The organism is Arachidicoccus rhizosphaerae, assembly GCF_900107765.1.
GTDB classification, from domain to species: Bacteria; Bacteroidota; Bacteroidia; order Chitinophagales; family Chitinophagaceae; genus Arachidicoccus; species Arachidicoccus rhizosphaerae.
Genome location: NZ_FNQY01000038.1, coordinates 1 through 25937, shown reverse-complemented (window position 1 = coordinate 25937; position 25937 = coordinate 1). Strand labels below are relative to the sequence as shown.

24 protein-coding genes and 1 pseudogene are annotated in these 25937 nt (G+C 38.4%); 9 read left to right on the top strand and 16 right to left on the bottom strand.

The window, feature by feature from the left end; translation table 11 throughout:
* The 4 genes from BLU80_RS18645 to BLU80_RS18630 form a co-directional block, all read right to left on the bottom strand.
* On the bottom strand, positions 1-272 hold a 272-nt coding region (locus BLU80_RS18645; protein WP_139188211.1), incomplete at its 3' end, for a transposase.
* Positions 273-530: 258 nt separating this feature from the next.
* Positions 531-869, bottom strand: a complete 339-nt coding sequence (locus BLU80_RS18640; RefSeq protein WP_091401389.1) for a hypothetical protein — start codon at positions 867-869, stop codon at positions 531-533.
* Positions 870-889: 20 nt separating this feature from the next.
* Complete coding sequence (locus BLU80_RS18635; RefSeq protein ID WP_091401388.1) at positions 890-1093, bottom strand: hypothetical protein; 204 nt, start codon at positions 1091-1093, stop codon at positions 890-892.
* Positions 1094-1574: 481 nt separating this feature from the next.
* Complete coding sequence (locus BLU80_RS18630; RefSeq protein ID WP_091401386.1) at positions 1575-1820, bottom strand: helix-turn-helix domain-containing protein; 246 nt, start codon at positions 1818-1820, stop codon at positions 1575-1577.
* Between the two features lie 437 nt (positions 1821-2257).
* On the opposite strand from BLU80_RS18630, the gene BLU80_RS18625 reads away from it, so the two are divergent.
* From BLU80_RS18625 to BLU80_RS18590, 7 genes are all read left to right on the top strand, one after another.
* Positions 2258-3577: a porin gene (locus tag BLU80_RS18625; RefSeq protein ID WP_091401384.1), complete on the top strand. Its 1320-nt coding sequence runs from the start codon at positions 2258-2260 to the stop codon at positions 3575-3577.
* On the top strand, positions 3555-4046 hold the full coding sequence (locus tag BLU80_RS18620; RefSeq protein ID WP_139188210.1) for a QcrA and Rieske domain-containing protein: 492 nt from the start codon (positions 3555-3557) through the stop codon (positions 4044-4046). The genes BLU80_RS18625 and BLU80_RS18620 overlap by 23 nt, the downstream gene beginning before the upstream one ends.
* A 67-nt stretch (positions 4047-4113) precedes the next feature.
* Complete coding sequence (locus tag BLU80_RS18615) at positions 4114-5190, top strand: imelysin family protein (protein WP_091401381.1); 1077 nt, start codon at positions 4114-4116, stop codon at positions 5188-5190.
* An 85-nt stretch (positions 5191-5275) separates the two neighbouring features.
* Complete coding sequence (locus tag BLU80_RS18610) at positions 5276-6646, top strand: di-heme oxidoreductase family protein (RefSeq protein WP_211481909.1); 1371 nt, start codon at positions 5276-5278, stop codon at positions 6644-6646.
* A gap of 795 nt (positions 6647-7441) precedes the next feature.
* Positions 7442-8248 carry a helix-turn-helix domain-containing protein gene (locus BLU80_RS18600; RefSeq protein ID WP_091401377.1) on the top strand — a complete coding sequence of 269 codons (807 nt, stop codon included), beginning with the start codon at positions 7442-7444 and terminating at the stop codon, positions 8246-8248.
* Between the two features lie 264 nt (positions 8249-8512).
* Positions 8513-8950, top strand: a complete 438-nt coding sequence (locus BLU80_RS18595; protein WP_091401396.1) for a hypothetical protein — start codon at positions 8513-8515, stop codon at positions 8948-8950.
* Between the two features lie 10 nt (positions 8951-8960).
* Entirely contained in the window at positions 8961-9332 is a 372-nt protein-coding gene (locus tag BLU80_RS18590; protein ID WP_244519020.1) for a cupin domain-containing protein, read from the top strand.
* 21 nt (positions 9333-9353) lie between these two features.
* Here BLU80_RS18590 and BLU80_RS18585 read toward each other — a convergent pair whose 3' ends face one another.
* The 7 genes from BLU80_RS18585 to BLU80_RS18555 form a co-directional block, all read right to left on the bottom strand.
* Entirely contained in the window at positions 9354-10250 is an 897-nt protein-coding gene (locus BLU80_RS18585) for a hypothetical protein (protein ID WP_091401376.1), read from the bottom strand.
* 69 nt (positions 10251-10319) lie between these two features.
* Positions 10320-10700, bottom strand: coding sequence for a GntR family transcriptional regulator (locus BLU80_RS18580; RefSeq protein WP_244519018.1), 381 nt, complete (start codon positions 10698-10700; stop codon positions 10320-10322).
* Between the two features lie 12 nt (positions 10701-10712).
* The gene (locus tag BLU80_RS18575) at positions 10713-11474 is read right to left on the bottom strand and encodes a hypothetical protein (RefSeq protein ID WP_091401374.1); all 762 of its coding nucleotides are present in this window, start codon (positions 11472-11474) and stop codon (positions 10713-10715) included.
* 114 nt (positions 11475-11588) lie between these two features.
* Positions 11589-12437 (bottom strand): ABC transporter ATP-binding protein, encoded by an 849-nt coding sequence (locus BLU80_RS18570; RefSeq protein ID WP_091401372.1) that lies wholly within the window; start codon positions 12435-12437, stop codon positions 11589-11591.
* A gap of 348 nt (positions 12438-12785) precedes the next feature.
* A complete protein-coding gene (locus BLU80_RS18565; RefSeq protein WP_244519016.1) occupies positions 12786-14084 on the bottom strand; it encodes an MFS transporter in 1299 nt (432 codons plus the stop codon).
* Between the two features lie 100 nt (positions 14085-14184).
* Positions 14185-14844, bottom strand: coding sequence for a FadR/GntR family transcriptional regulator (locus BLU80_RS18560; protein WP_091401370.1), 660 nt, complete (start codon positions 14842-14844; stop codon positions 14185-14187).
* A gap of 86 nt (positions 14845-14930) precedes the next feature.
* A complete protein-coding gene (locus BLU80_RS18555; protein ID WP_091401368.1) occupies positions 14931-15665 on the bottom strand; it encodes a YggS family pyridoxal phosphate-dependent enzyme in 735 nt (244 codons plus the stop codon).
* 611 nt (positions 15666-16276) lie between these two features.
* Here BLU80_RS18555 and BLU80_RS18550 point away from each other — a divergent pair.
* Entirely contained in the window at positions 16277-16537 is a 261-nt protein-coding gene (locus BLU80_RS18550; protein ID WP_091401366.1) for a hypothetical protein, read from the top strand.
* Positions 16538-16834: 297 nt separating this feature from the next.
* On the opposite strand, the gene BLU80_RS18545 is transcribed toward BLU80_RS18550, so the two are convergent.
* The 5 genes from BLU80_RS18545 to BLU80_RS18525 all read right to left on the bottom strand — a co-directional run bounded on the left by BLU80_RS18545 (position 16835) and on the right by BLU80_RS18525 (position 25120).
* Positions 16835-17557 carry a 3-keto-disaccharide hydrolase gene (locus BLU80_RS18545; RefSeq protein WP_091401364.1) on the bottom strand — a complete coding sequence of 241 codons (723 nt, stop codon included), beginning with the start codon at positions 17555-17557 and terminating at the stop codon, positions 16835-16837.
* 246 nt (positions 17558-17803) lie between these two features.
* Positions 17804-19012, bottom strand: a complete 1209-nt coding sequence (locus BLU80_RS18540; RefSeq protein WP_170831295.1) for a cytochrome-c peroxidase — start codon at positions 19010-19012, stop codon at positions 17804-17806.
* A gap of 78 nt (positions 19013-19090) precedes the next feature.
* Positions 19091-20881 (bottom strand): DUF6850 family outer membrane beta-barrel protein, encoded by a 1791-nt coding sequence (locus BLU80_RS18535; protein ID WP_139188208.1) that lies wholly within the window; start codon positions 20879-20881, stop codon positions 19091-19093.
* A gap of 8 nt (positions 20882-20889) precedes the next feature.
* Positions 20890-22272, bottom strand: coding sequence for a DUF4876 domain-containing protein (locus tag BLU80_RS18530; protein ID WP_091401359.1), 1383 nt, complete (start codon positions 22270-22272; stop codon positions 20890-20892).
* Positions 22273-22393: 121 nt separating this feature from the next.
* On the bottom strand, positions 22394-25120 hold the full coding sequence (locus BLU80_RS18525) for a TonB-dependent receptor (protein ID WP_170831294.1): 2727 nt from the start codon (positions 25118-25120) through the stop codon (positions 22394-22396).
* 551 nt (positions 25121-25671) lie between these two features.
* On the opposite strand from BLU80_RS18525, the pseudogene BLU80_RS18520 reads away from it, so the two are divergent.
* Positions 25672-25937, top strand: a pseudogene (locus BLU80_RS18520) (hypothetical protein); the annotation flags it as partial.

Sequence of the window (25937 nt, the reverse complement as noted above, 5' to 3'; positions counted from 1 at the left end):
TTTTTTAGAAAATCATTAGCTATTTTAAGTCTTCCTATTTCTGCATATAGATTCTCTTTTAAGGCCTGATCCTCAGACTGATCAGCAGGTGCATCCTTCTCAAAAACGAGACTAGCTTTGGCTAAAAACTCTTTTTTCCACGTGTTTATTTGAGTGGGGTGTATGTCATATTTCTTACTTAGTGTTTCTATAGTCTGTTGCTCTTTAATGGCTTCCAAACAGACCTTGGTTTTGAATTCTGAGGTGAACTTCCTGCGACTTGTTTTACTCATTTTTGAAAGGTTTTACGTTATAAAGTTATATCTTATTAACCTGTCCAAAAAATGGGGTCCATTATATTAAATTAGTTAAAGAGTTATCATACCTTGTAAAAATTCTATCAGTTGGCACCGAATGGCCTCCTTTGTCCAACCTGTCATTAACACGAGAAACATTTAGAAGAGGATCATCAAGACAAACAAAATAAAGATAAGTTTTATACCCTAAGGCATTAGCATTCACAATTTCGGTTAGCTTTGAACGATGACTCATCACTGAATCAATGAAGCTCCATAACTATTGACAATTTTAGATTCATCAACAATAACATTCTCTTTTACATAAATATCAATTGGATACCCCGCATCTTTAGCTTTATTTAAAAGTGTAATAGAATCCGGCACTCCTAAGAATGAATCCAGATCCTCTTGTGTCAAATTAAGTCCAAAATCCTCTAAGTTGATGTACTTTTGCTTTAATAGCTCCTGCTCAATTACGTCAGAATTGACAAAATACCCCACCTTATACCTGCCTGATATATCAGCAAATAATGTTGATTTCCCAGAGCCATTAGGTCCTGCAAAAATTCTAAGCCTTTTCTTCATCACCATTGATTATTTTCTTAGAATTATTATTTGCTAGCTATTCGAATAATTTTCTTAATGACTTTAGTACTTCCATCTGGGAGTTCTTTGATTAACAGGCCGTTCTTTATATAATGAATGGGGAGGTTCAAAGCTTTAGAAATACGAATAGCTCTCGCAGCTGCAGACTTACCTGCCTCGATTAAAATTTCCCTTTCTTTTGAATCAGGTATGTCTTTTTTATACTCCATAGTGCTTTAAAATTTCCTGCATTTAAATTACAAACAATTTAGCAATTTCAAACATAATGCTTACATAAAAATCGTTTAAATAACTCGATGCAAAACATTGAAAAAATTTATTCGCCAATACAGTAAGTTCAACTACTTGAATATCATTATTATTAAAGAACACTGGCCATTTAATCATTTACTTCCCTCAAAAAAATCTGAAACCGTCGTATTAAACATGTCAGGAATCACTACTGGAGCCTTGTACACATCGACCCAAATTATAAATTACATTACCTAGGGCCAAATTTAAAGGCCGCCACCATGCCATCATAAACCTTATTATCAATTTTCTATAACGCATTCCCCATATCACTAATTCAACAATGCTCCCGCAATTTGTTGACAATAACCTGCAAAAGACTGCCCAACAAGACAACTTAATAATTATCATATATATACCAGTATAAATCAATATTTTGAAGAAATAAAAACATTCAAATCACAAAATACCCATCCGTTTTCTATAATCCGTTGGCGATTCTTCAAACACCTTCCTAAAAGCCTTGTCAAATGCAGCTGTATCACTATAGCCCATTTCCAGAGCGATGTCCTTAACAGACATTCTGGAGGTAAACAAATTCAATCGCCCCCTCTGAAGTTGTCCCTGATTCCAATAATCAAAAGGCGCCAACCCCGTTTCTATCTTGAATCCAGTTTTGAATTTTGAAATACTCATATCTGCCATCTTCGCATAATGAATAACCCCCTTGAAGGAATTTTACTCCTTTACAAGTTCGCTCCTAATTTCATTAATTTTTTGAAAAGATCAATTGACTAGCGCTCAAACCATGTTTTTGTTCTGTTTCAGCTTTCCAGCGCAAAAAAGATTGCTGAAAACTTCTTGAATACTGAATTCATTCTGAATTCATTTTGAATTATTTTAGAATAAACTATGAATAAATTCTATTTTTTTTCTTTAATTCAATGCCCCAGAAGTACACTTCAAAAGTGTACAACGCACCCATAATTAATTAATAACCAATGCATTAAAAAGAAAATATACATAATTCAATCGTTCAACTAACTAAGGCTAGACTCTCAATACGGGGATTCTTTTTCCCAATCTCGTAACAACAAAAATGTTAACTGATTATAAATTTGCCGCACAAAATTGTGATATACATGTTGAATAGAATTTGTATTGTCCTTTGGGCAATCATTATAACCAGCTGCATAGGCCAACAAGTTATGGCTCAAACAGATTCCAGCAGTCTTGGTTATAAAAAATATCGTGACAGTAGTTCTTTGAAAGAAAAACAAGCGGGATACAGTGCGACTCCTGCTCAGAAAATGATCAGTAGCTCGGGAGAAGATTTGCTCTCAGGAGGAAATGCCAAAGTTGCTCAGACAGTTATCTCAGGATATGGTGAAGCGACTTATCAGCATGATTTTGCTTATAAAAATTCAGCTTTTAACCTGGCCAGAGCAGTTCTTTTTGTGGGTCACCAATTTACCAGCAAGATTGCATTTTTCTCTGAACTGGAAGTTGAAAGTGCCAAAGTAGAAGGAGGTGACAGTAAAGGTGAGATTGGGATGGAACAGGCCTATATTAAGTTTTCTTTGAATCCAAGACAATATATAGTTGCCGGTTTATTCACTCCCAGAATCGGTATAACCAATGAGAACCATCTTCCTGTCAATTTTAACGGAACTGAGCGTCCCTTGGTAGAACAATTAATAATTCCTACTACCTGGCGTGAAATTGGTGTCGGTTTTTACGGGCAGGCAGCAACCCTTCCTCTCTCCTACTCAGCTGCAATTGTCAGTGGAGTAAGTTCTGAGAACATGGTCCATGGAAGCGGCTTTACCGGAGGTCTAAGTGATGGTCAGCTAGCTTCAGGCAACAACCTGGCGCTCACCGCATCTTTGAGATACTTTGTGGGTGACTTTCAGTTTCAGGTGTCTGGATATATGAGCGGCACAACCGGTATGGGAAACTATCAGGCCGACAGCCTGGGTTTGGCATCCGGTCCTTTTGGGACTCCTCTTTACTTAGGAGAAGCAGATGTTCAATATAATAAAGGCGGGTTTTCGGCAAAGGCTTTAGGAACCTATGTAACCATGCCAGACGCAAGTAAAGTCAATAATGCATTTGCCAGCAATGTTTTTAAAACAATGAATGGCATATATGGGGAACTATCTTATGACCTGTTACACAATACTGGCAGCCATCAGCAACTAATTGGTTTTGGGCGTTATGAATACCTGAACCTCAATGATGAAATTCCTAGTAACGGCATCAAAGATCCCACTTTAAAACAAGTACACATAGTTACCGGCCTGAATTATTTCCCGATTCCTAATGTAGTTATAAAGGCAGATGTTCGAATAACCCACACAGGACCGCAGAATAAGAATCTAATTATCAATCCACCATCAGTGATGCAGGCCTATCAGCAAAACAATCAATTTTTAAATATTGGCATCGGATACGCCTTTTAAAACGAAGGGAGGACAAGCAATGGACAGAAGAGATTTTATAAAAAAAACCTGCGGTACATGCGCAGCCATCAGTTTGGGAACCCTTTTAAGTTCAACCTTGCTGGATTCCTGTAAAACCGCTTCGGTTGGTGTATATAAAACCACAGCCACTGGTAATCTGATAACAGTTCCATTATCCAGTTTTGCAGCAGCAGAATTCAAACTGGTCCGCATTCAGGGATACGGTTATGATATAGGTATAATTAAAAATCAGAGCGATTATACAGCACTACTCTTGATGTGCACCCATGCAGGGCAGGCGCTTACCAAGACAGGAAGCGGCTATTTTTGTCCTATGCATGGCAGCAGATTTTCAGAAACCGGCGCTGTGCTCAAAGGCCCCGCGACAGATCCGTTGCAACACCTAAAAATAAAAAAGGATGCAACGAACTTAATTGTTGCATTAGATCCAGATTATTTTATGAGTTAGCAGTTTATCTGCAAGTCATATAAACTATTTTTCACACATTTAATATCAAACTTTTATAACAAAAACTATGAAAAAATTATTTCTACCGGCAGTTGTAATTGCTTCCCTTATGTCTGTGAGTGTCATGTCATGCTCTAAATCAGATAGCCCTTCTAACAGCCAGGACATTCAGGAAGTCGAAACAAAAGCCCTTAGCGACTTTGTAAGTGTATTGGGTAACCCACTATACAGTGACTTCACCAGTGAAGCCACAACTTTAGACAATGCAGTAAAAGCACTTGTAGCTAATCCTACAGCTGAAAACCAGGCTACCGCTCAGGCAGCATGGAAGACCGTACGTGTCGTATGGGAACAAAGTGAAGGTTTTTTAATTGGTCCTGTAGAGGATGACAACTATGATCCTAATATGGATACCTGGCCTACTGACAGAAATGCCATCGACAATCTGTTAAAGACCAATAGTAATATTACCAGCGATGAACTCAACAATACCGATGACGCACTCAAAGGTTTCCACCCACTGGAATATTTACTTTGGGAAACTAACCCTGCAGATTATACAGATGCAGAAAAAAACTACATGACCGCGTTATCTTCCAATATTCTGAGTAACGTAAAAGCATTGCAGGCAAGTTGGACAGATGGTGGTTTTGGTAACGAAATCACCAATCCGGGAGCAGACAGTCGTTACAAAACCAAACAAGAAGCCCTGGAAGCTATTGCAAATGCCCTGATAGACATCTGTAATGAAGTGGGTGAATCTAAAATGCCTGTACCTTTTGGCAATACGGCAACAGATGCAGATTCAACACAGACAGAATCACCTTATTCTCATAACTCAATTGTTGACTTCAAAAACAATATTCAGGGAGCTTATAACAGCTACACCTGTTCCTATGGTGGGGCTACAGGTACCAGCCTGAGCAGCCTGGTGCAGGTCAATAATAAAAATCTGGACAACCAGATCAGGACTGCCTTTCAAAATGCAATAAAATCCTTTGATGGATTTGGTGACATAACATTTGAGAAGGCCATTTATAACAATCGAACAATCGTTCAGAATGTTATAACACAGGTTGCAGCCCTGAAAACTCAGGTAGAAGATGGATTAGTCCCTTATATCCAGCAATATGTAAAGGATTAAGCAAGTAACCAACTGGCTTATTTAGATGTTTTGAGCGCCCCTGCCGGGCGCTCAAAACATTACCAAACAGCAAAGCGCTATTCGAATGAAAAAGTTTTATGTGATGTGTGTAATCGGGGCCATTATCCTGGTTGGCAGTTTTTGCCGCAAAGCAGGAGATTTTCCCGAGGATTTATATAATCTGCAATTATCCGGTGGAGCAGCCACCAGCTTTTTATCCAATTCTAAAGCATTTGGAGAAATGATTAGCGGCATGAGTGCCAATGATCAGTTCGTCCATAATGTAGGAGATGAAACTTTTAGTCAGGTATTTGTATCAAACCCAGCCCCGCATTTTGGAGGTTTAGGGCCTATATATAATAATGTCTCCTGTATTTCCTGTCACCATAATGATGGTAAGGGCACCCCAACCCTTGGCCTCGTTGAATCTTCCCTGCTCACACGTATTTCAATTCCAGGTATTGCCAGTGATGGAGGACCAGTTCAAGCGCCTGGTTTTGGTTTGCAGTTACAAGACAAATCATTAATCGGCAGCCCAGAGGTTAAAGTAAATGTCAGCTATACAGAGCAACCTTTTACTTTTCCTGATGGAGAAACGGCAACGCTCAGAAAGCCTACCTATAGTCTTTCCAATCCATATATTCCCCTTCCTGCAGGATACATGATTTCCGTGCGTCTGGCACCGCCTGTTTTTGGATTAGGGTTACTGGAGCTCATTCCGGAATCAACCATCCTCTCCTATGCAGACAGTGCAGATGCAAATGGAGACGGCATCAGCGGACGTCCTAATTATGTCTATAATCCAGAGGATAAAAAAGTTGAACTTGGCCGTTTTGGATTAAAAGCCAATACACCTTCAGTGCGCATCCAAGTAGCTAGCGCTTTCCAACAGGACATGGGACTTACCAGCAGTGTTTTCCCGGAAGAAAGCAGTTATGGTCAACCTCAATATGACGGTCTTGCAGATGACCCAGAAATAACTGACAGCCTGTTAAATGCAACTGTGTTTTATGCCAGAACATTAGCAGTGCCGGCCAGAAGAACAGTAAATGACAGTACCTGTCGTCAGGGAGAACGTATTTTCAAACAAATCCATTGTAGCAGTTGTCATCTACCTGATGTCCGGACGGGAGTGGATGTCCGTTTACCTATGCTGAGCAATCAATTGATTCATCCCTATACAGATTTATTATTGCACGATATGGGCGAGGACCTGGCAGACGGAAGACCTGATTACCGGGCAACCGGTAATGAGTGGCGCACCATGCCTTTGTGGGGCATTGGGTTATTCCAGAAAACCAACGGCACTCCTTATTACCTACATGATGGAAGAGCCCGAACTATTACCGAGGCAATTTTATGGCATGGCGGAGAAGCTAAATCCGCAAAAAATGCATTTGTTCAGCTTTCTAAGACAGATCGTGCCGCCTTATTAAAGTTTTTAAATTCACTTTAAACAATTGAAATCCTGAGCCTTATATAGCTAAACACCCCAATTCTTTGAGGTAAAAATGCGCCTGTAATTTTTTATAAAAAACTACAGGCGCATTTTTTTGCAATAAAATTTATCTTTTCCAAACAGTAATTTAAATATTTTACTTATTTTTACTATTATTATTAGCTAATTGGCCAATAAAATACTTCGCATTACTATCATTACGCCATAAACTTCAGATTATGCTACATCAGGAAAACCTAGCCATCGTGGCAAGCGCCTCAAAAGCAGGCGGCCTTCTATTGATTATATTAGGGGGGTTAATAACCTACCATGTAGGAAAGCGCAGATTTAAGAGACGCAATCAATTCGGCCTTGAGGTTTACGAAAGTTTTGAATCGGCCTCAATAAGTGGTTGTTACAATAAAATTATGCGGCTAGCAGGTATTGGTTGCATTTTTTTGGGGATTATCCTGTTTTTAACGGGAAAGTTTACCCAACATATAAAAGTTCAACAGCCAGTCACTAAACAACACCAGCGTGGCCAATCTCATAGTTCCCCTTAAATCAATCCTTCTACGTGTCTGCTATTTAGTTTTAAAATTAAAGCAGACTGCGTTTTTTATGAAAATTTGTATTGGAAGGCAACTCTACGTAAGCTCCTTTATCTGAACTTTGTACAAAAATGTGCTGTTTTTTTACGAACTAATTATGTTTCGCGGTCGAACAATAATAACCTTGTAAATTTTCATTATCTTCAATTTTAGAGTCGGTTGGACAACTAGCCCATTTTAAGAAATTGAAACCGTTTCACTTATGACCACCTTATATACGATTGAACAATTAAATGATCCCAATTGTCCCAGAGAACCTGTGCGTCTTTTAAAATATCGTATTATTTTTTGCGCTGCCGGGAATGCCAAAATAAGGATTGATCAAACTGATTTTACCATGTGCGCTGCTGAAGTGATTACCATCACTTCAGGCCAGATTCATTATTTTACTGCATTAAATGGACAATTGACTATTGTTGATTTTCCCCTCGAATTTATATGCAAAGATGATCATGATATTGAACTCATCTTCCACAATGGCCTATTTTGCCATTTTGGGGAAAATGAACTGATTAAACTGCACAACTCCGATGACTTTAGCCTAATCCTTCATAAAATTGAAGATGAAATTAAAAACAGGTTATTTCAATATCAGATTGCCGTTAAAGGACATATTGAATCATTATTGATAACCATTAACAGGACCAAAATCGCCAGAGGAGATTCACTTTGGAAACCGGATGCCTTGTTTCTAAAGTTTTTGGAATTGACCCGCAACAGTTTTATAGAGAATTATTCAGTTGCGGATTACGCCAGGCTTTTACAAACAAACGAAGCCAAACTAAATGAATTATCCAAACTCCACACCAGTAAAACTGCCCAAAATGTTATATTTAGTCTCAAGATTTCTGAGGCTAAGCGGTTATTACTTTATCAAGACTTCACTATTAAAGAAATTTCTTATAAACTAGGCTTTACTGACCCCTTCTATTTCTCCAATTTCTTTAAAAAACATACCGGAAAATCTCCTAAAGATTACAAGACCAGCCTAAATATCCTGCACAAATAAAAATCACTATGATTTTTTGACAGATAAAATTAATCAGTCAGGACCAGCTTCTTCCAATCCCCTCCTATCATCCCAACCGAATTAAATACAAAACGAGCCTGTCTAGAATTTTACATGCTTTTTCCAGCATCTTCTATTTTCCCAATAGCCATTCAATAGCAATTTTGCATTGTAATTAATCGGCACCTAGTAACCCTACATAATAATAGTTGAATGGGCTCCAATCAGGTCTCCGAAAAAAATCAATTACAAAATGAATTAAGCATGATTCCAAAGATACACCCATTATTTTCTACCAAAAATGCCCCTGGATTTCTGAGAAGGAGCATTGCCATTGGCTTTTTATCTGCGGTTGCCAGTAGACTTGGGCTATGGGGACAGTATAGTTCGGGATGGACAAACTTCACCAAATATATGGGTGATTTACTATATTTTATACCTTCCGTATTGATTGCCCCACTAGCTATTATAGTAACTTTTTTGGAAACATTCATTGGAATTACAATATTATTAGGTCTTTTTAACCAATTAAGTGCTATAATGGGCGGTTTTTTAACCCTGGTGTTTGCCGTTGCTATGACTATAGCAAACGGCGTGAAAGATCCCCTGGATTATTCAGTATTTGTATTCAGTGCTGCTTGCTTTACATTGGCCTACCTGGATAAAACAGCCACCACTATTAATAAAAACAATAATCATTAAATTATAAAATATGAAAAACCAGATGTCCACCGATATTCAGGATTACATCACCCGTTCATCCCTTGCTGATTGGGAACCGCTTATCGAACAAGGAACTCATTACATTGGCGTATTTGTAAAATCACTTCGTTTTGATCAGACACAACAACGCTCCACCACCATACTGTTAAAATTTGAGCCTGGAAGCAGCTATCCATATCATAATCATCCGGCTGGTGAAGAATTATTTGTATTGTCCGGATCCGTTACAATTGAAACTGCTTTATTGCAAGCAGGAGATTATCTTTATACCCCACCAAGTTTCAAACACGAAGTGAGTTCTGTCAGTGGCTGCAACCTGCTACTGGTTGTACCAGAAGAAGTCGAAAAAATACCCAGGTAAACAGGAGCAGAAAATCAATCATTATTTATCTTTTGCCAATGCGCGTATTGATTTGACTGCCCTGTAATTTCCTTCAATATGCGCTTCGGGGTCAATACTTATTTCAGCAACATTAATTTTTATAGGATCATTCATTTCCAGGGAGGAGCTTTTATCCATGGTAAGTCCTAATTTGTCAAATGCAGCAGCCTGATTCAACTTTACCATACTCTTATTTGCGTAAATAAATACGCTGCCTGCCCTTGCAAATTGAGCAGCAAGGCTGTCTTTCAGTGAAGAAGAGGAATCTCTAATAAAAACTTGTCCACCTTTCAAACCGGCAGTCCTCAGCAATGTAGTATCTTTTGTAGCCTTGAACATAAGCGCTTCGCTTCCCAGATTTAGAACGGCCCCTTCATCTAGATAAAAAATGGCAGGAGAGTAAGGATTCACATTAAGACTATCCTTTAAACTAGTTCCTTGTTCATTAATACCCAGTTCATAATTTATTTGACAGCTATTGGCAATCACCGGAATATTTTCAGGAAGATTAATCCGCAACTTGACTGCTCTATTATATCGATGGTTATTTCCACCAGATCCGGTATAATACTGAAAGATTAATGTGTCCCCGCTATGATTTACCAGGACGCTATCTGCTGCACGCTCTCTGGTAATCAGATAGCTATTTAAATCATTATGCAATATTGTTGCACCAAGAAGCTCTGCAAAGTTTTTGCCGACTATCTTAACAGCCTTTACTCCTTCCATGCTACCCTCCATATTAAGTTCAGGGTGAGCTTCCCGGATGGTTGGCTTTTCATACACAAACTGGTTATTTTTGATTTTATGCAAAAACACCTGGGCCATTAAAAACGGAATCGCAATGGTTAACATTAAAATCAGGATAAGTATCTTATTGCTATTTTTGACTTTCATGACTATTGATTTTCAATATTTTAATTAAACTGTTAGCACAAAGAAGCACCCTCGACCAGCAACTTTTGTTTACTCAGTTGGATATTTCTTTTTAAAGGCGTCAAAGGGCTTTTTTAAATCTTCCAAATCCATTTTGAGTAAATACAGGGTCTTAAATACTTGGGGCAACGCCTTAGAAGTAAATTCCTTTTGTAAATATCTCAAGGCTCTTTCACTCCCTTCCAGATCCACAAAATTGCCAATACCTCTTTTATCAAAAATTATTTGTTCATTTTTTAAAACCTCATAACTACGCATGACAGTATTAGGATTGACTTCGAGAGCCACGCCCAGCTCCCGAACACTCGGAATTTTTTCACCTTCCGTCCATTCACCCCGAATAATCTGTTCACAGACATATTCGACTATCTGCAGATAAATGGCCTGGCTGCTGTTTTCAAAATGCATCATCTTCTCGCTGTTTTAAATTTCTTTTTCTCTTAATCGGAACCAGGATACCAGCCATAGAGCAGGTGCCCAACCCAGTAACAGAATCCATTTTAATCCAAAGGCCAATCCTTTCGGCAGGGCATAAACTTTAGTAGGGCCCGCACCTAGTGTCCGTAAGGCAGATTCATGAAAATACAGATTCAGATCACGCCAATAATGTGCTTCCAGGAGCATAAAATATTGCATTAAAAAAAACACAAATACGACCAAAAGGCAGGTTGTCAGTAAAAATGAAAAACGTTTAAAATAAATGGACCCCGCTATAAATAGCGCCTGCACTCCGAAAAAAACATAAAGGAAATACCAAAAAGAATCCCTAATTGAATCGGGCTCATTCCATTCTATGGGTCTATAACTATAATGATCAGGATCAATGGCCGCCAGATGCTTCGCAGACACAATAAATAGTTCGCTCATTACATAAAAGCAAAAGGTATACACAATCGTAAAAAATATCAGATTATACACGATTTGCGTCAGCAATTTTTCAAAATGACTGGCAGGCAGTGTCAAGTAGGCAATACCCCTTTCCTTTTTCTGTAGTGCATCAAATGAACTACTGGCAAATACGGCTCCTACCAGAAACAGACCAATAAGGTAAATATTAATTAAACCGTTTTCATTCAAACCATGTCCGGTCCAAAGCCCAAACCCGATGGTAATGGTGATCGCAGCTAGTAAGCAAAGGATTCCGAATAAAAAAGATCTTTTATTTTCTAGATAATGCCGCCGCATTAAGTTCCCCCACCTCTTTAAGCTAAATACTTGATTCATACGTGGATAATAAAAAGTTAATAAATATGGTTTTATAAAGTAGTTTGTCTTCGTAAACGCCTGTCCGCAGATTAATTATAAAATCTCCGCACCAAAAGCTTCACAAATAGCTTTTTCGTTTTGATTTACGGCCTTATACAACATTTCAAGATCTATTTTTCCAGTTGAATTGCCTTCAGTGGCAGCTTTTTTGATATAAGCCATCCCAGTTAAGGAATGTTCACTATAAAGTGCGTCTTGCGGCACCGCTCTTTCAAAACTAATTCCGAATTCCAGTTCCTGCTGGATATCTTCTATTGAATGATGGAAGCGCACTTGACCCTCATCCAAAATTGTCACGTAATCAATCAGCGATTCTAAATCCCGTACCTGATGTGTGCTAATCACAATGCATTTATCTTCGGTTGCGACCCCAGCCAGGACTTTTCTAAACTGGCTCTTACTGATAATATCCAACCCATTGGTGGGTTCATCCATCAAAAGCAGTCTGGTGTTACATGCCAATGCAAAAGAAATAAGTACCTTCTTCTTTTGACCATAACTCATCTGATCCAGCTTATTGTCCATAGGCACTTCAAACTCCTTTAAATAATCCCAGAACTGAGTTACATTAAAGTTGGGATAAAAAGACGCATTGCATCGCACAAACATATTAATAGATACTCCAGGCAAATGGAATTCCTCTGCCACCATAAATACTTCCTGCAGATAAGCAGGACGCCTGTTACCCGGGTTATTCCCAAAAGCGTCAATAACGCCCTGATCCGGGAACAAGAGGCCCATAATGGCCCGAAGTAAGGTTGACTTCCCTGTTCCATTCTTTCCTAACAGACCGTAAATATGCCCCGCACCAAATTCAAGATTAAGATTCTCAAAGACTCGCTTCCTTTTATATCCAAATCCTAATGACTTTATTTTAATCATGGTTTAGATTTTAGTGTATTAGTTTATTAGTACACTACAAATGTATACATATTTTTTAGAAATCACCAAAAAAAATTTAAGCGAATCGAAAAATTATTATCATTTTCAGTGGCAAAAGATTCAAACTGGGATAAAATATGCTCTCACAATATTGATTATCAATATCATATTACTCAATTGGGTCCTAACACAACATCGTCTGTTGTGGGAAAAACTATGAGTGACCCTAGAAATTCTTATTTCAAAAATCCGGGATTGAATTCCAAAATGCGTTTAAAGCATACCAACAACAAAACAGCTGCACCTATAAATTATTGATGCAGCTGTTTTATCTTCCTTTATTAAGGTTTATTTATGGCCCTTTGGATGGTGTTCCAGATTCGGGAGAAAACCTGTTATAATACCTAATAAAGGTAAATAGGCACAAAGGCGGAAGATATAGTCAATGCTTGTCCGATCGGCCAGCCAGCCTAAAAAAGCAGAGCCTATTCCTCCCATTCCAAATGCAAATCCAAAAAATAGTCCTGCAATCATACCAACTTTACCAGGAACCAAATCTGTTGCATACACTAATATTGCAGAAAATGCGGAGGACAGGATCAGGCCAATAATGACGGCCAGAATAATAGTCCAGACTAAACCCACATAAGGTAATAAAAGAGTAAAAGGGGCTACTCCTAAAATAGATACCCAGATAATATATTTTCTACCAAACTTATCTCCCAACGAGCCTCCCATAACAGTCCCTATGGCTACAGCTCCTAAAAAAGCAAATAAATAAAGTTGTGAAGCCTGCACGGAGACATTAAATTTTTGAATCAGATAAAAAGTAAAATAACTGGTCATGCTGGCCATATAGAAATATTTAGAAAAAATCAGCACCAGCAGTATTGCGATAGACCAGCTCACTCTTTTTTTAGAAAGATAAGGGCCATGTATATTAACTTCAGTTTTAGGAGATTTTTTAGTCCATAAAAGCTTTGCCTGATACCATTTACCTACCCGAATCAGTACCAGCATTCCTAATATAGCAGCCAGGGCAAACCAGATAATATAAAACTGACCATAGGGCACAATGATTACTGCTGCTAACAAGGGGCCCACAGCACTACCGGCATTTCCACCCACCTGAAAAATGGACTGTGCCAGACCTTTTTGTCCCCCAGATGCCAGATGAGCCACTCTTGAAGATTCCGGATGAAAAACGGAAGATCCCAGCCCTATCAAAGCGACAGAAAGCAAAATAAGATAAAAACTGGTAGCATATGCCAGAGCTACCAGACCAATCAGGGTAAAACCCATACCTATGGACAAAGAAAAAGGTCTGGGCTTTTTGTCTGTATAACGTCCTACAAAAGGCTGCAATAAAGAAGCCGTCAGCTGAAAAGTTAAGGTAATTAGACCTATCTGAGTAAAAGAAAGCTTGTACTTATCCTTTATAATAGGATACACAGCCGGAATCACTGACTGCATCATATCATTTAGCAGATGGCAAAAGCTGATGGTAAATAAAATTGCAAAGACCGTTTTTTCAGTGGTTGATTTTATATCTTCTGTATCCAGATTTGTTATAACTCCTTGGGACTTTTGTGGTCTATTCGGTTTTGGTCTTTTCATTAATGATTTGTCTTTTTCTATGTTTTTCATGTTTGTTGAGTTGCCATTTATTATGGAAAATTTAAAAAAGCACGATAGACTGGAAATTAGGTTTCCAAATCTCGTCCGAGCCCGTTAAATACAAGGGATATTATCCATGGTCAATGATGGCCACAGCCACATCCCATGCAGCTTTTGATTTCCGGTTAATAATGCATTGCAATAATTGTTCATGCATTGCCTGGGTTTGGGTAAAAGAATGGGTATCCTGATACACCTTTAAAAACCAGGATTGCATGTGCACGGATGCTGCTTTATACAAATCCAGTAATATATCATTTTTTGAAGCTGCTGCTACTGCGACGTGAAAATCAATATCAGCCTGCACGCAGTTCAACAAATCTCCTTTTTCTGCAGTTTCTTTGCGCCGTTCAAGACAGGTTTTCATTTTTTTAATATCCTTTGGAGTATAATGCAGGGCCGCTCTTTCCGCAATTTTCAGCTCTAACAGTTTTCTGACTTCATCCAGATCCCGGATATCAGCTCTTTTCAACCTCTGGCCTAAAGGCTCATCAACCGCCACATTGCTTTCCACAAAAGTTCCTATTCCTTGTTGTACACTTAGCAGCCCTCTGTTTGAAAGCATTTTAATAGCTTCTCTAATGGAAGAACGCCCTACGCCAAAGGATTTCATTAAAGCCGGTTCCGTAGGTAGCTTATCACCCACCAGATATTCTCCTGCCTTAATTTGTGTTTCTAGCTGTAATGCCACCTCATCAGCCAATGTTCTCTTTTGTATTATAGTATTCATTCTCGGATTTATTCATCATATCATCAGATGAATTGTAAAAATATAACTTTTTGAACATTTTCCGAGAACTAGCCAGAAAAATTTATTTAATCACTGGATTCATTCCAGTAATAACTATCAGGAAAGATACGTTTACCAAAAACTGCTGTTCCCACACGTACAATAGTGGCTCCTTGTTCAATGGCTATCTCAAGATCATTACTCATGCCCATTGAAAGCTCCTGCATTTGAACATCTTCAATTTCCAATGCTGCTATCTGCCTGCTTAAAGATTGAAGCAATTGAAAGCAGGTCCTAATTTTCTGTTCTTCTGCACTAAAAAGACCGATGGTCATTAACCCTTTTATTCTTAAGCGCTTTAATGTTGCAATTTGTTGAACAAGTTCAATTGCCCGATCAGCAGATACACCAAATTTTGATTGCTCACCTGATGTATTTACCTGAATGAGTACGTCAAGATATTTATCCTCAAATTCAAGTCTATGTTGTAATTTCTCAGCCAATTCCAACCTATCAAGGGATTCCAGACATTTTATATTGTATTTAAGCAGTTCTTTTACTTTATTGGTTTGCAGATGACCAATAAAATGACCAGTATGGGAGCAATGTCGTAATGGCTCATATTTTTCTTTAACTTCCTGGATTTTATTTTCCCCAATTAATTGATATCCCGCTTCAAGAGCGATTTTTATTTTTTCAGCAGATACCGTTTTGGTGGCTAGCAGTAATTTAACCTCCTTTTCGTTCCTGCCGCATTTTTTACAGGCCGCAGCGATTCTATCTGTAACAACGGCTATTTGTTCCAATATATCTTGTTCCATGGTTTACAAAATTCATTAATTTTTATTAATCAATTTGCCCTTGCTCTGCATTTAATCTTCCCTAATAAGCAGCAATACATTGCCAGATTTTCCATACACTTTAATTGCAGCATGCTAATTGACTTCTGAAAAGCAGTAAGGCAAATTTTTAATCCAGATATTATACCCTAAAGATACATCTTAAAAAATCATTGATTATTCTAAAAGAAGTTTTTGGCCTACACTTCAATGAATAAATATGGAAAAATTCCATTTTCTCGATCCACATATAATAAGGGTCAAAATACCTAAGGACTATTATGATTATTATAAGTATTTTTCACAAAAACAAACAAATGGTAGTCAACCATGCGATTCTTCTATCAAATACAAGCCCTAATCCTTTAAAATAATTCATAATGCAAATCGCTGATATCCTTATTAATAAAAATTTAATCTACAAAAATGTAGCTCCCTAATTTTTGGGTCCGAAAAATTACTTAAATTGCACCGCAAACAACCGAACCAACCAATCCAGCACACTTTATGTTTGTGAAGCGCGTTTGACCATAGAATAGCAAGCAAAAGGATACAAGGAGGTGCCTTATTTAAACTATATAAATAACATTAAAATGCTTTTTGGAAAGAAAAAGAGTCAGGATCGGGAGGCTAAAGAAGGGAGGCAAGACACTCGGCAAAGTTTTGCAGGTGGTGCTGAAAATCCATTTTTAAAACCAGGGGATATTATTCGTCTAAAATCCAGAGATGGTAAGTTTCAGGTAGCGTCTACCGACCACGAGGGATTCACGGTGATTAATTACCCCACCAAACGTGGAAGTAGTAAGCCTATCAGATGCCAATGGGAAGATTTCAGACACTGGTCTCGTCAATAACAACATTTAGTCCAAAAGGTACGTTCAAAGGACAATGAAAGTAAGATTGAAACCAAAACATGCGGCTATATAAAAAAGGATTTAGAAAAATATGGAAATTTATTAAATAAAAATTCACCAGTTTACCCTATACCAAAACTATATAGACTTTACAACCCAAAATGGCCTCGCTGCCCAGGGAAATTGATTAATAAATTATGGGATTAAGGTTTTAGTGAGGACCCTGCTGCAACAAAATCGCCCTGATACTTTAATTTGTATCAGGGCGATTTTGTTTTTACTTCTGGAATATCTTAATTATTTCAATTCACGGATTTTGATATTTCTCCATGCGCTGGACCCAGGATGCTGTTGCAATGCAATATGTCCTTTGGCGATTTTTCCGAAATCAGCAAAATATTTGTCAGAAAACTTACTATTGGCAACCATTTCATTCCATTGGTCACTACCCATCTGACCATCAAAGGTCTTAACGCCATTTAAATAAAAGGTCAGATGCCCCTTGTCCTGAATCAAGCGGACTTTATTCCATCCTCCCACAGGTACGGGTTTAGAGACACTGGCATCTCCAGACATATCATATAGGCAACCCGCCAAATGATTTTGTTTTTTATTATCTGAGGCATCTATATTATCCAATACCTGCATTTCAGGACCAGTCTGATAAGTGGCATTGTATTTCGGATCTTCCTGAACATCGAAGATAATACCACTATTACCTCCCTTAGAAATCCTCCATTCTAAATTCAGCTCATAATTTTCATATGCATCATTGGTCACAATATCTCCTCCCCCCGACTCTGGCTGAGTAGGATCAAACACTAAATTACCGTCTTTTACTTGCCATCTGGAGCCAACAGTATCTCTTTGAAAGGTATGCCAACCTTTAGTATTTTTGCCATTAAACAATAACTTCCAGCCCTGTTTTTTTTCTTTTTTGGTAAGGGTATTGGGTTGTTGCGCCAAAACCGCCGTACCAGTAAAGGCTAAAAAAGCCCCCACCAGAAATAGTTTTTTCATGATGCTTTTATTTTGATTTTGATTTTAATCTTGTTTTATACGTTTTATTGAACAACAGACTACAATTTCGTCCTTTAAAAATAATAAAACTAAAGCAGAATGATGCACCTGAAAGCAAAATTAAATGTATAATGCGATTTGATTTAATATTGATTAACAATCAAATATAAACCAAGCGCACCCATCCTAAGCCTGACTGTTAGTTTAGAAATATATTTTTCGGCATTAAATCACTTCATGCGTTTTCTATTCATGGCCCATGCCAGGTAGTTCTGGTCGGCGCATTTTATATTCTACCGGATTTAAAGCTTCCAGAAATGCGACCAAGGCCTCTTTTTCATCGGCAGTGAGCTGAAGGGGGCGTAAAATCGGATCTGTATGTGGATAAAGAGAATCTACCGCAGGACTCACCTTATTATCCAGCTGATGCATTCCGCTATTATATATATTAATAACTCCGGTAAGATTGTCAAATAATCCATTATGCATCCAAGGCCGGGTATGGAGTAAATCCCTAAGTGTCGGTGTTTTAAATTTGCCCACATCTTCTTTTTTACCCGTCACTAGATAACGACCCAGATCCTGGAATTTTCTACCATAATAACTAAGTCCGATATTATGATACTGCAAATCTGTAAAATAAGGTCCGTTATGGCAGTTCATACAACGAGCTTTAGTCCTAAATAAATGCAACCCTTTGATTTCCTCAGGCTTTAAAGCTTTTTTATTCCCTTCAACAAAAAAATCGAACCGGGATTTCTTACTCCTTAGCGTCTTTTCAAAACTTGCCAGTGCATATGTAATTTTGGACAGCGTAATATCACTATTTCCGTAGGCATTTGTAAACAAGGAATCATAACCTGCAATTTTCATTAGTTTAGCAGGTAATGATTTGACATCCATATCCATTTCATGATGCTCGGCCAGTGGTGCAGTCGCCTGACTTTCCAGACTGCCCGCCCGACCATCCCAGAACAACTCTTTTTGAATAATGACATTTAATAAGGAGGGCGTATTTCGATTACCCTGTAAATGATCATTGCCTAAAGCTATTGTTCTTCCATCTTGCCAGGCCATATCCGGTTCATGGCAGCTACTACAGGAAATCTGACTACTTCTAGACAATCGGGGATCAAAAAATAAGATTTTACCAAGTTTTACAGTATCGTCATTATCCCATTTTAAATATTCTTTATTACCGGGCATCGCACCAAGTTCCTGATAAACAATCCCAGAATCAATATTGGGTTTCGGCCAGTCACTGACAGGTCCCTGATATAAGTTCACGATTGAATCTGTCAAACTATCAGTTGGCAGGAAACTATATAAATCATGATAAAAATCTCCCATTTTGGAAGCCTCATGCCATGTTTTATTATCCAGCCGGTCACTTATATAAGCGCTGCAAAGGGTCAGCATTCCTATCAATACAATAAAATAGCTCGTTTTTTTCATCACAATTTTTCTTACCATTAAAAAACCAATCAAACCTTTAACAAAAACAACATCAAATCTCCAACTGGAAAATTTATCTTAAAGGTATAGTTTAAAAGCCAGACTAATAAACAGTCGATGGGCTTTACCTGAAGGATTATATTGAGATAAATCAATACCAGCCGGCAATTCAAGCGTACCCAAACCTTCTTTTACATTCAGACCTTTTTCATAACCTGCCTGCAGTTCAAAACCACTATATACTCCTTTAATCAGCTTAGGGCTGGAATACCCCAGGCTAAAATCAGCATTAATTTTCGGCGTGCTCAAATAATTAATAATCGGATAAAATATCTGAGTGGTAAAATAATTTTGCTGGGTACCAGGAACACTTGCCCGCATCGTCAATGGATACCAAAGTCCAGCATTCAGAGAAAACTTCCACAAGGAAAAATTTTTTTCCGGAATATAAACAGCACCACTAAGCCCGGCTTCCAGATTTTCGCCGTCCAGCGAATGAGCCGCTAAAATATCCTGGCGATTTAATTCGTTATAGTATGCATGGCCTCCCCACTCCCAGCTAAGGGTATTTTTTGATATTTGGACTGTTTTTAAATCATTTTGCTTTACATCCTGTATACTGGCATACCCATCTTTAATTTTTGCTGATCTGAATTGCATAAAACGGACGCCCAGATGATTATCAGTCGAAAAATAGTTTCTACCTCCAAAAATCGTATTTGAATCATGCCCTTTAAATCGGTTGAAGACAAAATCCCAAAGTGAAGTACGCGTGTTGGAACTCGTTTTAAATTGTAAAGAACCGTTATATGTACCTTCGGACCACCGGGCCAGTTTATCATAAATTAATAAAGTATCCGGCTGGTATCTACTATCGGTATAGGATTTCTGACAAGTGAATGCCCCTCTCAATATATAACTTTTCTTAATACGATTCCAATGCCGGGCAAAATCAAGGCTTACCCCTTCATGATCTTCCACCTGATCATACACTAAATCATTTTTTTTGACGATGGATCCATAACCCATATTCAGATAATAATCTCGGTCTGGGTTAGCATTACCTGTTTCAAACATTTTATTTTTATATTTGATACTGATATCATCCCGGCCGTAGCCTTTAATCAAACTTAAGCCTACCAAAGTATTCCCTTTTTTATAAGTAAGCCCCGGCTTGAATATAGCCTGCATCCAGTTATCTTCCGGCCTTGGATCCACCGACCCGGTTGAACTGTTATGCATATAATCAGCCCCAAGACCCAGATAAAGTCGATCCTTCAATACATCATACCCCAACAAAAAGCCCATATTGTAAATCTGTCTTTGAAATTTACCTGCCTTACCGGCAAAATAATAATATGGAGTTCTGCCATCTAAATGACTGCTTAAGTTATTAGAAAGACTATCTTCCCAGACTCGGTCAAAGGAGAAATAACCTGCCAGTTTGATTCGGCCTAGCTGGCGGATCCCCCAGGTTGATAAATTGGCATTCTTTTGCTCAAAGGCAGCTTGAGGATTATGCAGTCCTCCTTTGTACCCGTTAAATCCTACCTCCAGCTCCCCGGCATCTTTGATACTGTCCTGAACCAGGGCCGTAAGGCTACTTCGGGTCCCCTTTAACCAGGATTTTCCGATCTCCTGCATATAAAGAGCCCGCTGCCTGTCTAATTTTTCTTCCTTATTTAAATAATAAGAATCCGGTCTTAAAAAACGGTCTACCGAATCCTTTTCTTTTTGTCTCAGCAGGCCCTTTTCCCGCAACATGGTTTGTACAGGCAATTGCGCCATTACTTTTTGCAGGGAACTCATTAAAAGCACCCCTGCAAAAGCAATGACTAAAATTTTAATTTTACCTTTTATCGCATTCACACTATTCATTAATTGGTCGTAAAGGAAGCAGCAGATTTAGAAGGATCCGCTTTTTGTTTTGTTGAAAAGTCATTCCCAGAATTATTAGTATCCTGCAAAATAATTCTGTCTCCGATGGTTTTTGCAATTTTACGAATCAGGGACTGTGATGAATACTGTCCGGCTTCTACATAGGCTGGATTGCCATCCAGGCTGTTTGGCAATCTTTTGGGAGCCCTACTGCTGGCATTAGGATGCGTAATTTCTACGGCGTCAATTACATCACTCACCGGAAGCTGCACGAATTTCTCTGTATTACTGGTAATTTCAGTAACAGAAGGATCCGGATAGCTAGGTAAAGCATCAATAGCTGTTGATGTTCTAAACAGTATAAAATCATCCTTGCCGGTAGCATTCATTACCCAATCTTTAAATGCAGCTCTGAATATCACCATATTAGGCACATTCGGGTTATCCAGATCGGATGCAAAGTTTGTATAAGTACTTGGATTACCAGAAACACTTCTTAAATAATCCTGTAAATAGGTCTCAAAGTCCGCTCCGCTTAAATCAACGGTCAGACTTGGATCAGTTACAGTGATTACTTCATGATCCTCACTATTATCTGTATAAGGTTTTTGATGATTTAAACCAGTCGCTGCGATAATTAGACTTTTGCCAGGAGCCAAAGGATGGTCCTTGCCGCTTCCGGGAATCATAAAGACTTCTTCCAAATAAACAAAATCATTTGAGGCGTCTTTGCCCTGAACATCCATACCAATTGACTTAGACCAATCAAAGGTGGCTGCCCCTTTAGCTACCGTTGATAAATTCGCATGGGAGCTACCTATATAAAGACTATCCACATAAATGGTATCGTTGGAGTTATTATAAATTTCTACAAACTGATCCCTGAATGTGGCACCTGTTTTAATGTTAGATCCTGCATAATAAATCTGTTTAAAAACAAGGTCGCCAATCCGACCAGCAGCCAGTGTCAGATCCTGCTGAGAAGTGGAGGTTAGCGCTATACTACCGGATGCGTTTAGCGTTACGTCTGTGCTGGTTGGAATACCGGTCAGACTTTCATATTCTTCCTTCGTAAATACGCGCGAAGCAGAGATCGTATAATTTCCTGGAGAAACGCTTTCAAAGCTTACCAATCCTTTGTCGTCAGAGCTCGCGTTATAAGACTGCCCTGTTGTACTGTTTTCTATTTTAACAGCAACCGCATTTAACGGAAGGCCCAGCCCCTGCTGTTCTGCTTCATAACTTACCTGTACATTTAAAGCCACTGGTTGCACAGTGCTAGTGATATCATCTTTCTTACAGCCTTGGGTAAAAAACAGTATCAAGGCTAATCCAAGGGCGCTTATGGATTGAACTCTTAGTTTAATGACTGGAACTTTCATAAAAGATTATTTAAATTGGTTTATAATATTTGTTTATTTTTTTTTAATTGGTTAATTCTATTTTGGATATCTATGCCCTTAATAATTTTATTGAGCCTTCAATCATTTGCGATATCTGCCATTATAAGGTAAAAGTTATCCCTGCTGTTAAACTTGGTTCCGTATTATAATAGGTCCAGCTATTTGTGCCTGGCTTATTATATTCTGGCCTTATATTAAATATATTATACCCCCTGATTGTCAACCTAATTTTCTTGCGAATCTCCTTTGCAATTGTGACATTAAAATTGGAGTAAACAAAAGGAAGCTTATCTTCAGCAAACAAGGTTTGTTGATCTTTCAAATAAGCATACTTTTCCAGTCCCCGATCCTGTTCAGCAATATCTATTACCTGCATCGCACGGTTGATATAGCCTATAGCCAGCATATCACTAGCCGGCGAGATCCTTGTCTGAAGTAAGGATAAATCAGCGGATAGCGTAATGGTAAAGCCAAGTTTAGGGATATGAGTGATCGCAGATAAATTACTGTTCCAGGTTGTATTTTTATAGGTTGTCCCATTATATATAGCATATAGCGCCTCAGACCCTGCCCGAATTGTTTGGTCACTCAGCGCTTTTATATTTCGTTGGAAACGACTATCAAATTTAGAAAACACCAGTCCTGAACTCACAGATAGTTTCGTGGCCAGAGGTTCAATTTCCTTGGAGGTAAACATTAAATCAAAACCATAATCTGCTGTATAACCACCATTGGAAGCGATCATTCTGCTTACGCCGGCATAAAGACTAGAATCTCCTGTTTCATAATAACTTATGGTTTTATCCTCATTGATAAAATAATCATAATCAGGCAGGGTTATAGGAATATACTCGGTGGAGGAAGTAAATCCATCATAATTTCTTTTAGCATATGCAGTTATAGAACCGCTGCCGGCTTTTCCATGATAATTCAAGGCAAACTCCAGGGTTTTACTTTTAGCAGGTTTTAAATCAGCATTATCCGTTTTTACCTGACGTGTATAGACAAGGTAAAGGCTCTGATCTGCATTGCCTGTATAAAGATTTAACAAGGGGATATCCAACCAGGTGGGTGCCGGATAACGTGTACCGAGAGCCGGAGCTTTGGTGCTTTCTCCGTAGGCAAGAGAGATGCCCCAATCCTTTAAGATTTGATATTGCCAGCTTAATCTAGGTTGATACGTATAAAAACCATTTTGAATATCCGCTCTTATCCCCAAATAAAATCCATAGCTCTTATCTAAAAACTTCCCATTGATATTATCCTGAAGGTAAAGACCCACATTGGTCAGAAATGGCAGTAACTTACTATAATCCACGGGCCTTTCTGTTTTATAACTAGAGGTACTCCATCGAGGCCGTGTGGGATCAATTACAATACCTGGACCATTATTACCGGAAGTAGAAACAGACCCACCTGCTTTGAATTGATGACGCATGGTTCCGGTTAGAAATGTTTTGCTGGTAAGGTCCAAATTTGCACTGGCGGTAATGGGTATTCCGATGATGTTTTGAACTGCTAAATACTGACCCGGAACAAAATATCCCTTGTAGATTCCGGTAGTATCCTTATCTGCAATGGACTTTACAGCCGCATTTAATATCCATTGGTCATAAGACTCCTGTCTGCCCCTGGAATAAGAAGCTGTAAAGTTTAAGCGTCGCAAAATACCTGAGGTAGGCTGATAGTTCAGACTATTGGAAAAATTTAGATTATGGCCTGAAGCAAAAGTCCTTCTATCTCCATCATCCGGATCTACCTTAACATCATCGAGTCTTTTGTCAAATCCCACATTGAAACTATTGGAAAGGCCTTTTGCAAGATCCACGGACCATTTAACACTTCCGTTTACTCTTGAATAGCTCTTCATGTTATCACGTGGATTAGCATTGCTATAGGTATAGCCGCCACTAAAGTTTAAGGCACCTAGTTTTCCACCAAGGCGGACCCCTTTGGCTAACGTCGCTTGAGTGGAACCCCCATTTATTTTTAAAGAAACACTAGTGGGAGAAGCTCCAGCCCTTGTCGTAATTAAAATCGCCCCATTTGTCAGATCGCCATAACGGGCATCCGCAACACCTTGAATCACTTCTATTCGTTCAATATTCTCCACAGGAATATCTCTTAAATCCAGGCCATTATAAGGCACATCAAAACTCCCGTCACTCTTACTGGAAATGGTAGCTTGTCCCCCCAGGCCTCTGATCGACAAACTTCTGGCCTGCATATTGGCATCATTAGAAATCCTGACCCCATCAATGAAAATAGCCACCCCGAAGGAGTTATTCATCCCATTTTGGTCTGTGGCATCTGTCCGAAGCGTTAAGGTCTGAGGGTGTTGTAAATCAGGCGCTTCCGTTTTCTTACCGGGTAACATCTGCAATACTTCGGCTAGTGAAAAAGCCTGAGACTGCTCGATGGCTTCCCTGTCAATAATAATAGAAGAGTTAGAATTAACTCTTTCTCTGAAACCCTGAACCTGTACATCTTTCAAGGTCAGGCTATGGTCTTTTAGATTTATTACCAAAGGTTGGTTTAAATCAATACCTGCCAAAGCAATACTTTTGGACTCCTTATTTACATACCTGAAGACCAACTGAGTCGTAGAGTCAATGCCTTGAACCTGTAAAAGAAATGCGCCCTTATGATCCGTATGGGTTCCAATATGAAGTGATGGGATGGCTACACTTACAAATTCCAGAGGATGGTTATTTTCATCATATACAAATCCTTTTAATTCAATCAGTTTTTGATTAAAGACACCCTCTTTGAATTTATGGGCTCCAGAATTCTTTGACTGCCCTATGGTATTTGTGAACGCAACCAATAGAAAAATCAACATTAGGCATAGTACCTGCCCATGTTTATAAAAGGAAAATTCAAATAGATGTTTAAAGCATAATACTAATAAGTATCTCACTTTATTAATGCCTTTCCTTAAATTCTCATCACTAGTTGGTAAACGTTCCCGGTTATAAATTGCCATTATACTTTTAAAGAAAATAAGAGTACAAAGGTCCTATGTGTCTAGGGAAATCATTTATCAATTCGGGAAAAATATTTCATAATCACAGTTGAAATTTTTAATTATTTAAAAAATTAAAATTTATAAACTATTTTATTTAAAAACTTTATAAATAACATTAATAATAAATACGAAATCACACATTCATTTAAGTTCTTTAACCATATCAGTTATAAGAACTTATGAAAAAAAACCAATTCTTAGGGCTTTTAGTATTAAGCTATTTAAAATAAAACATTTCATCATATTAATAAATTTTTTATTCGTTTATAAGTAGAGTCTGCTGAACAACTGCCAAATTATATGTAAATTGAGGTTTCAGTGGATTTTTCATTAAAAAAGTGCAAGGTTTTATGCGTGGAAGTTATAAAAAGCGTGCACCATCTCCGGTTTATAGCAGTCCCAACCAGCTAAGTTTCGAGGGTTTTGAGACCCCATTCGAGCAGCAGCTGGACTTGAATAACCGGTGGGTTTTCCTTGCCAGGAATATTCCCTGGGACCGGATCGTTGGTGTATACGATAAAGTATTCAGCTCTGCGGAAGGGAGAAAACCTCTCAGTGGGCGACTCGTCCTTGGCAGTCTAATGATCAAACATCTCTGTAAGTTATCAGACAGGGA

Bases quoted from the DNA above. Each gene is read 5' to 3' on its own strand.
- BLU80_RS18540 (WP_170831295.1), bottom strand. From the start codon at position 19,012: ATGAAAAAAACGAGCTATTTTATTGTATTGATAGGAATGCTGACCCTT.
- BLU80_RS18600 (WP_091401377.1), top strand. From the start codon at position 7,442: ATGACCACCTTATATACGATTGAACAATTAAATGATCCCAATTGTCCC.
- BLU80_RS18570 (WP_091401372.1), bottom strand. From the start codon at position 12,437: ATGATTAAAATAAAGTCATTAGGATTTGGATATAAAAGGAAGCGAGTC.
- BLU80_RS18635 (WP_091401388.1), bottom strand. From the start codon at position 1,093: ATGGAGTATAAAAAAGACATACCTGATTCAAAAGAAAGGGAAATTTTA.
- BLU80_RS18530 (WP_091401359.1), bottom strand. From the start codon at position 22,272: ATGAAAGTTCCAGTCATTAAACTAAGAGTTCAATCCATAAGCGCCCTT.
- BLU80_RS18560 (WP_091401370.1), bottom strand. From the start codon at position 14,844: ATGAATACTATAATACAAAAGAGAACATTGGCTGATGAGGTGGCATTA.
- BLU80_RS18625 (WP_091401384.1), top strand. From the start codon at position 2,258: ATGTTGAATAGAATTTGTATTGTCCTTTGGGCAATCATTATAACCAGC.
- BLU80_RS18575 (WP_091401374.1), bottom strand. From the start codon at position 11,474: ATGCGGCGGCATTATCTAGAAAATAAAAGATCTTTTTTATTCGGAATC.
- BLU80_RS18580 (WP_244519018.1), bottom strand. From the start codon at position 10,700: ATGATGCATTTTGAAAACAGCAGCCAGGCCATTTATCTGCAGATAGTC.
- BLU80_RS18555 (WP_091401368.1), bottom strand. From the start codon at position 15,665: ATGGAACAAGATATATTGGAACAAATAGCCGTTGTTACAGATAGAATC.
- BLU80_RS18550 (WP_091401366.1), top strand. From the start codon at position 16,277: ATGCTTTTTGGAAAGAAAAAGAGTCAGGATCGGGAGGCTAAAGAAGGG.
- BLU80_RS18585 (WP_091401376.1), bottom strand. From the start codon at position 10,250: ATGAAAGTCAAAAATAGCAATAAGATACTTATCCTGATTTTAATGTTA.
- BLU80_RS18595 (WP_091401396.1), top strand. From the start codon at position 8,513: ATGATTCCAAAGATACACCCATTATTTTCTACCAAAAATGCCCCTGGA.
- BLU80_RS18545 (WP_091401364.1), bottom strand. From the start codon at position 17,557: ATGAAAAAACTATTTCTGGTGGGGGCTTTTTTAGCCTTTACTGGTACG.
- BLU80_RS18630 (WP_091401386.1), bottom strand. From the start codon at position 1,820: ATGGCAGATATGAGTATTTCAAAATTCAAAACTGGATTCAAGATAGAA.
- BLU80_RS18565 (WP_244519016.1), bottom strand. From the start codon at position 14,084: ATGAAAAACATAGAAAAAGACAAATCATTAATGAAAAGACCAAAACCG.
- BLU80_RS18610 (WP_211481909.1), top strand. From the start codon at position 5,276: ATGAAAAAGTTTTATGTGATGTGTGTAATCGGGGCCATTATCCTGGTT.
- BLU80_RS18640 (WP_091401389.1), bottom strand. From the start codon at position 869: ATGGTGATGAAGAAAAGGCTTAGAATTTTTGCAGGACCTAATGGCTCT.
- BLU80_RS18590 (WP_244519020.1), top strand. From the start codon at position 8,961: ATGAAAAACCAGATGTCCACCGATATTCAGGATTACATCACCCGTTCA.
- BLU80_RS18615 (WP_091401381.1), top strand. From the start codon at position 4,114: ATGAAAAAATTATTTCTACCGGCAGTTGTAATTGCTTCCCTTATGTCT.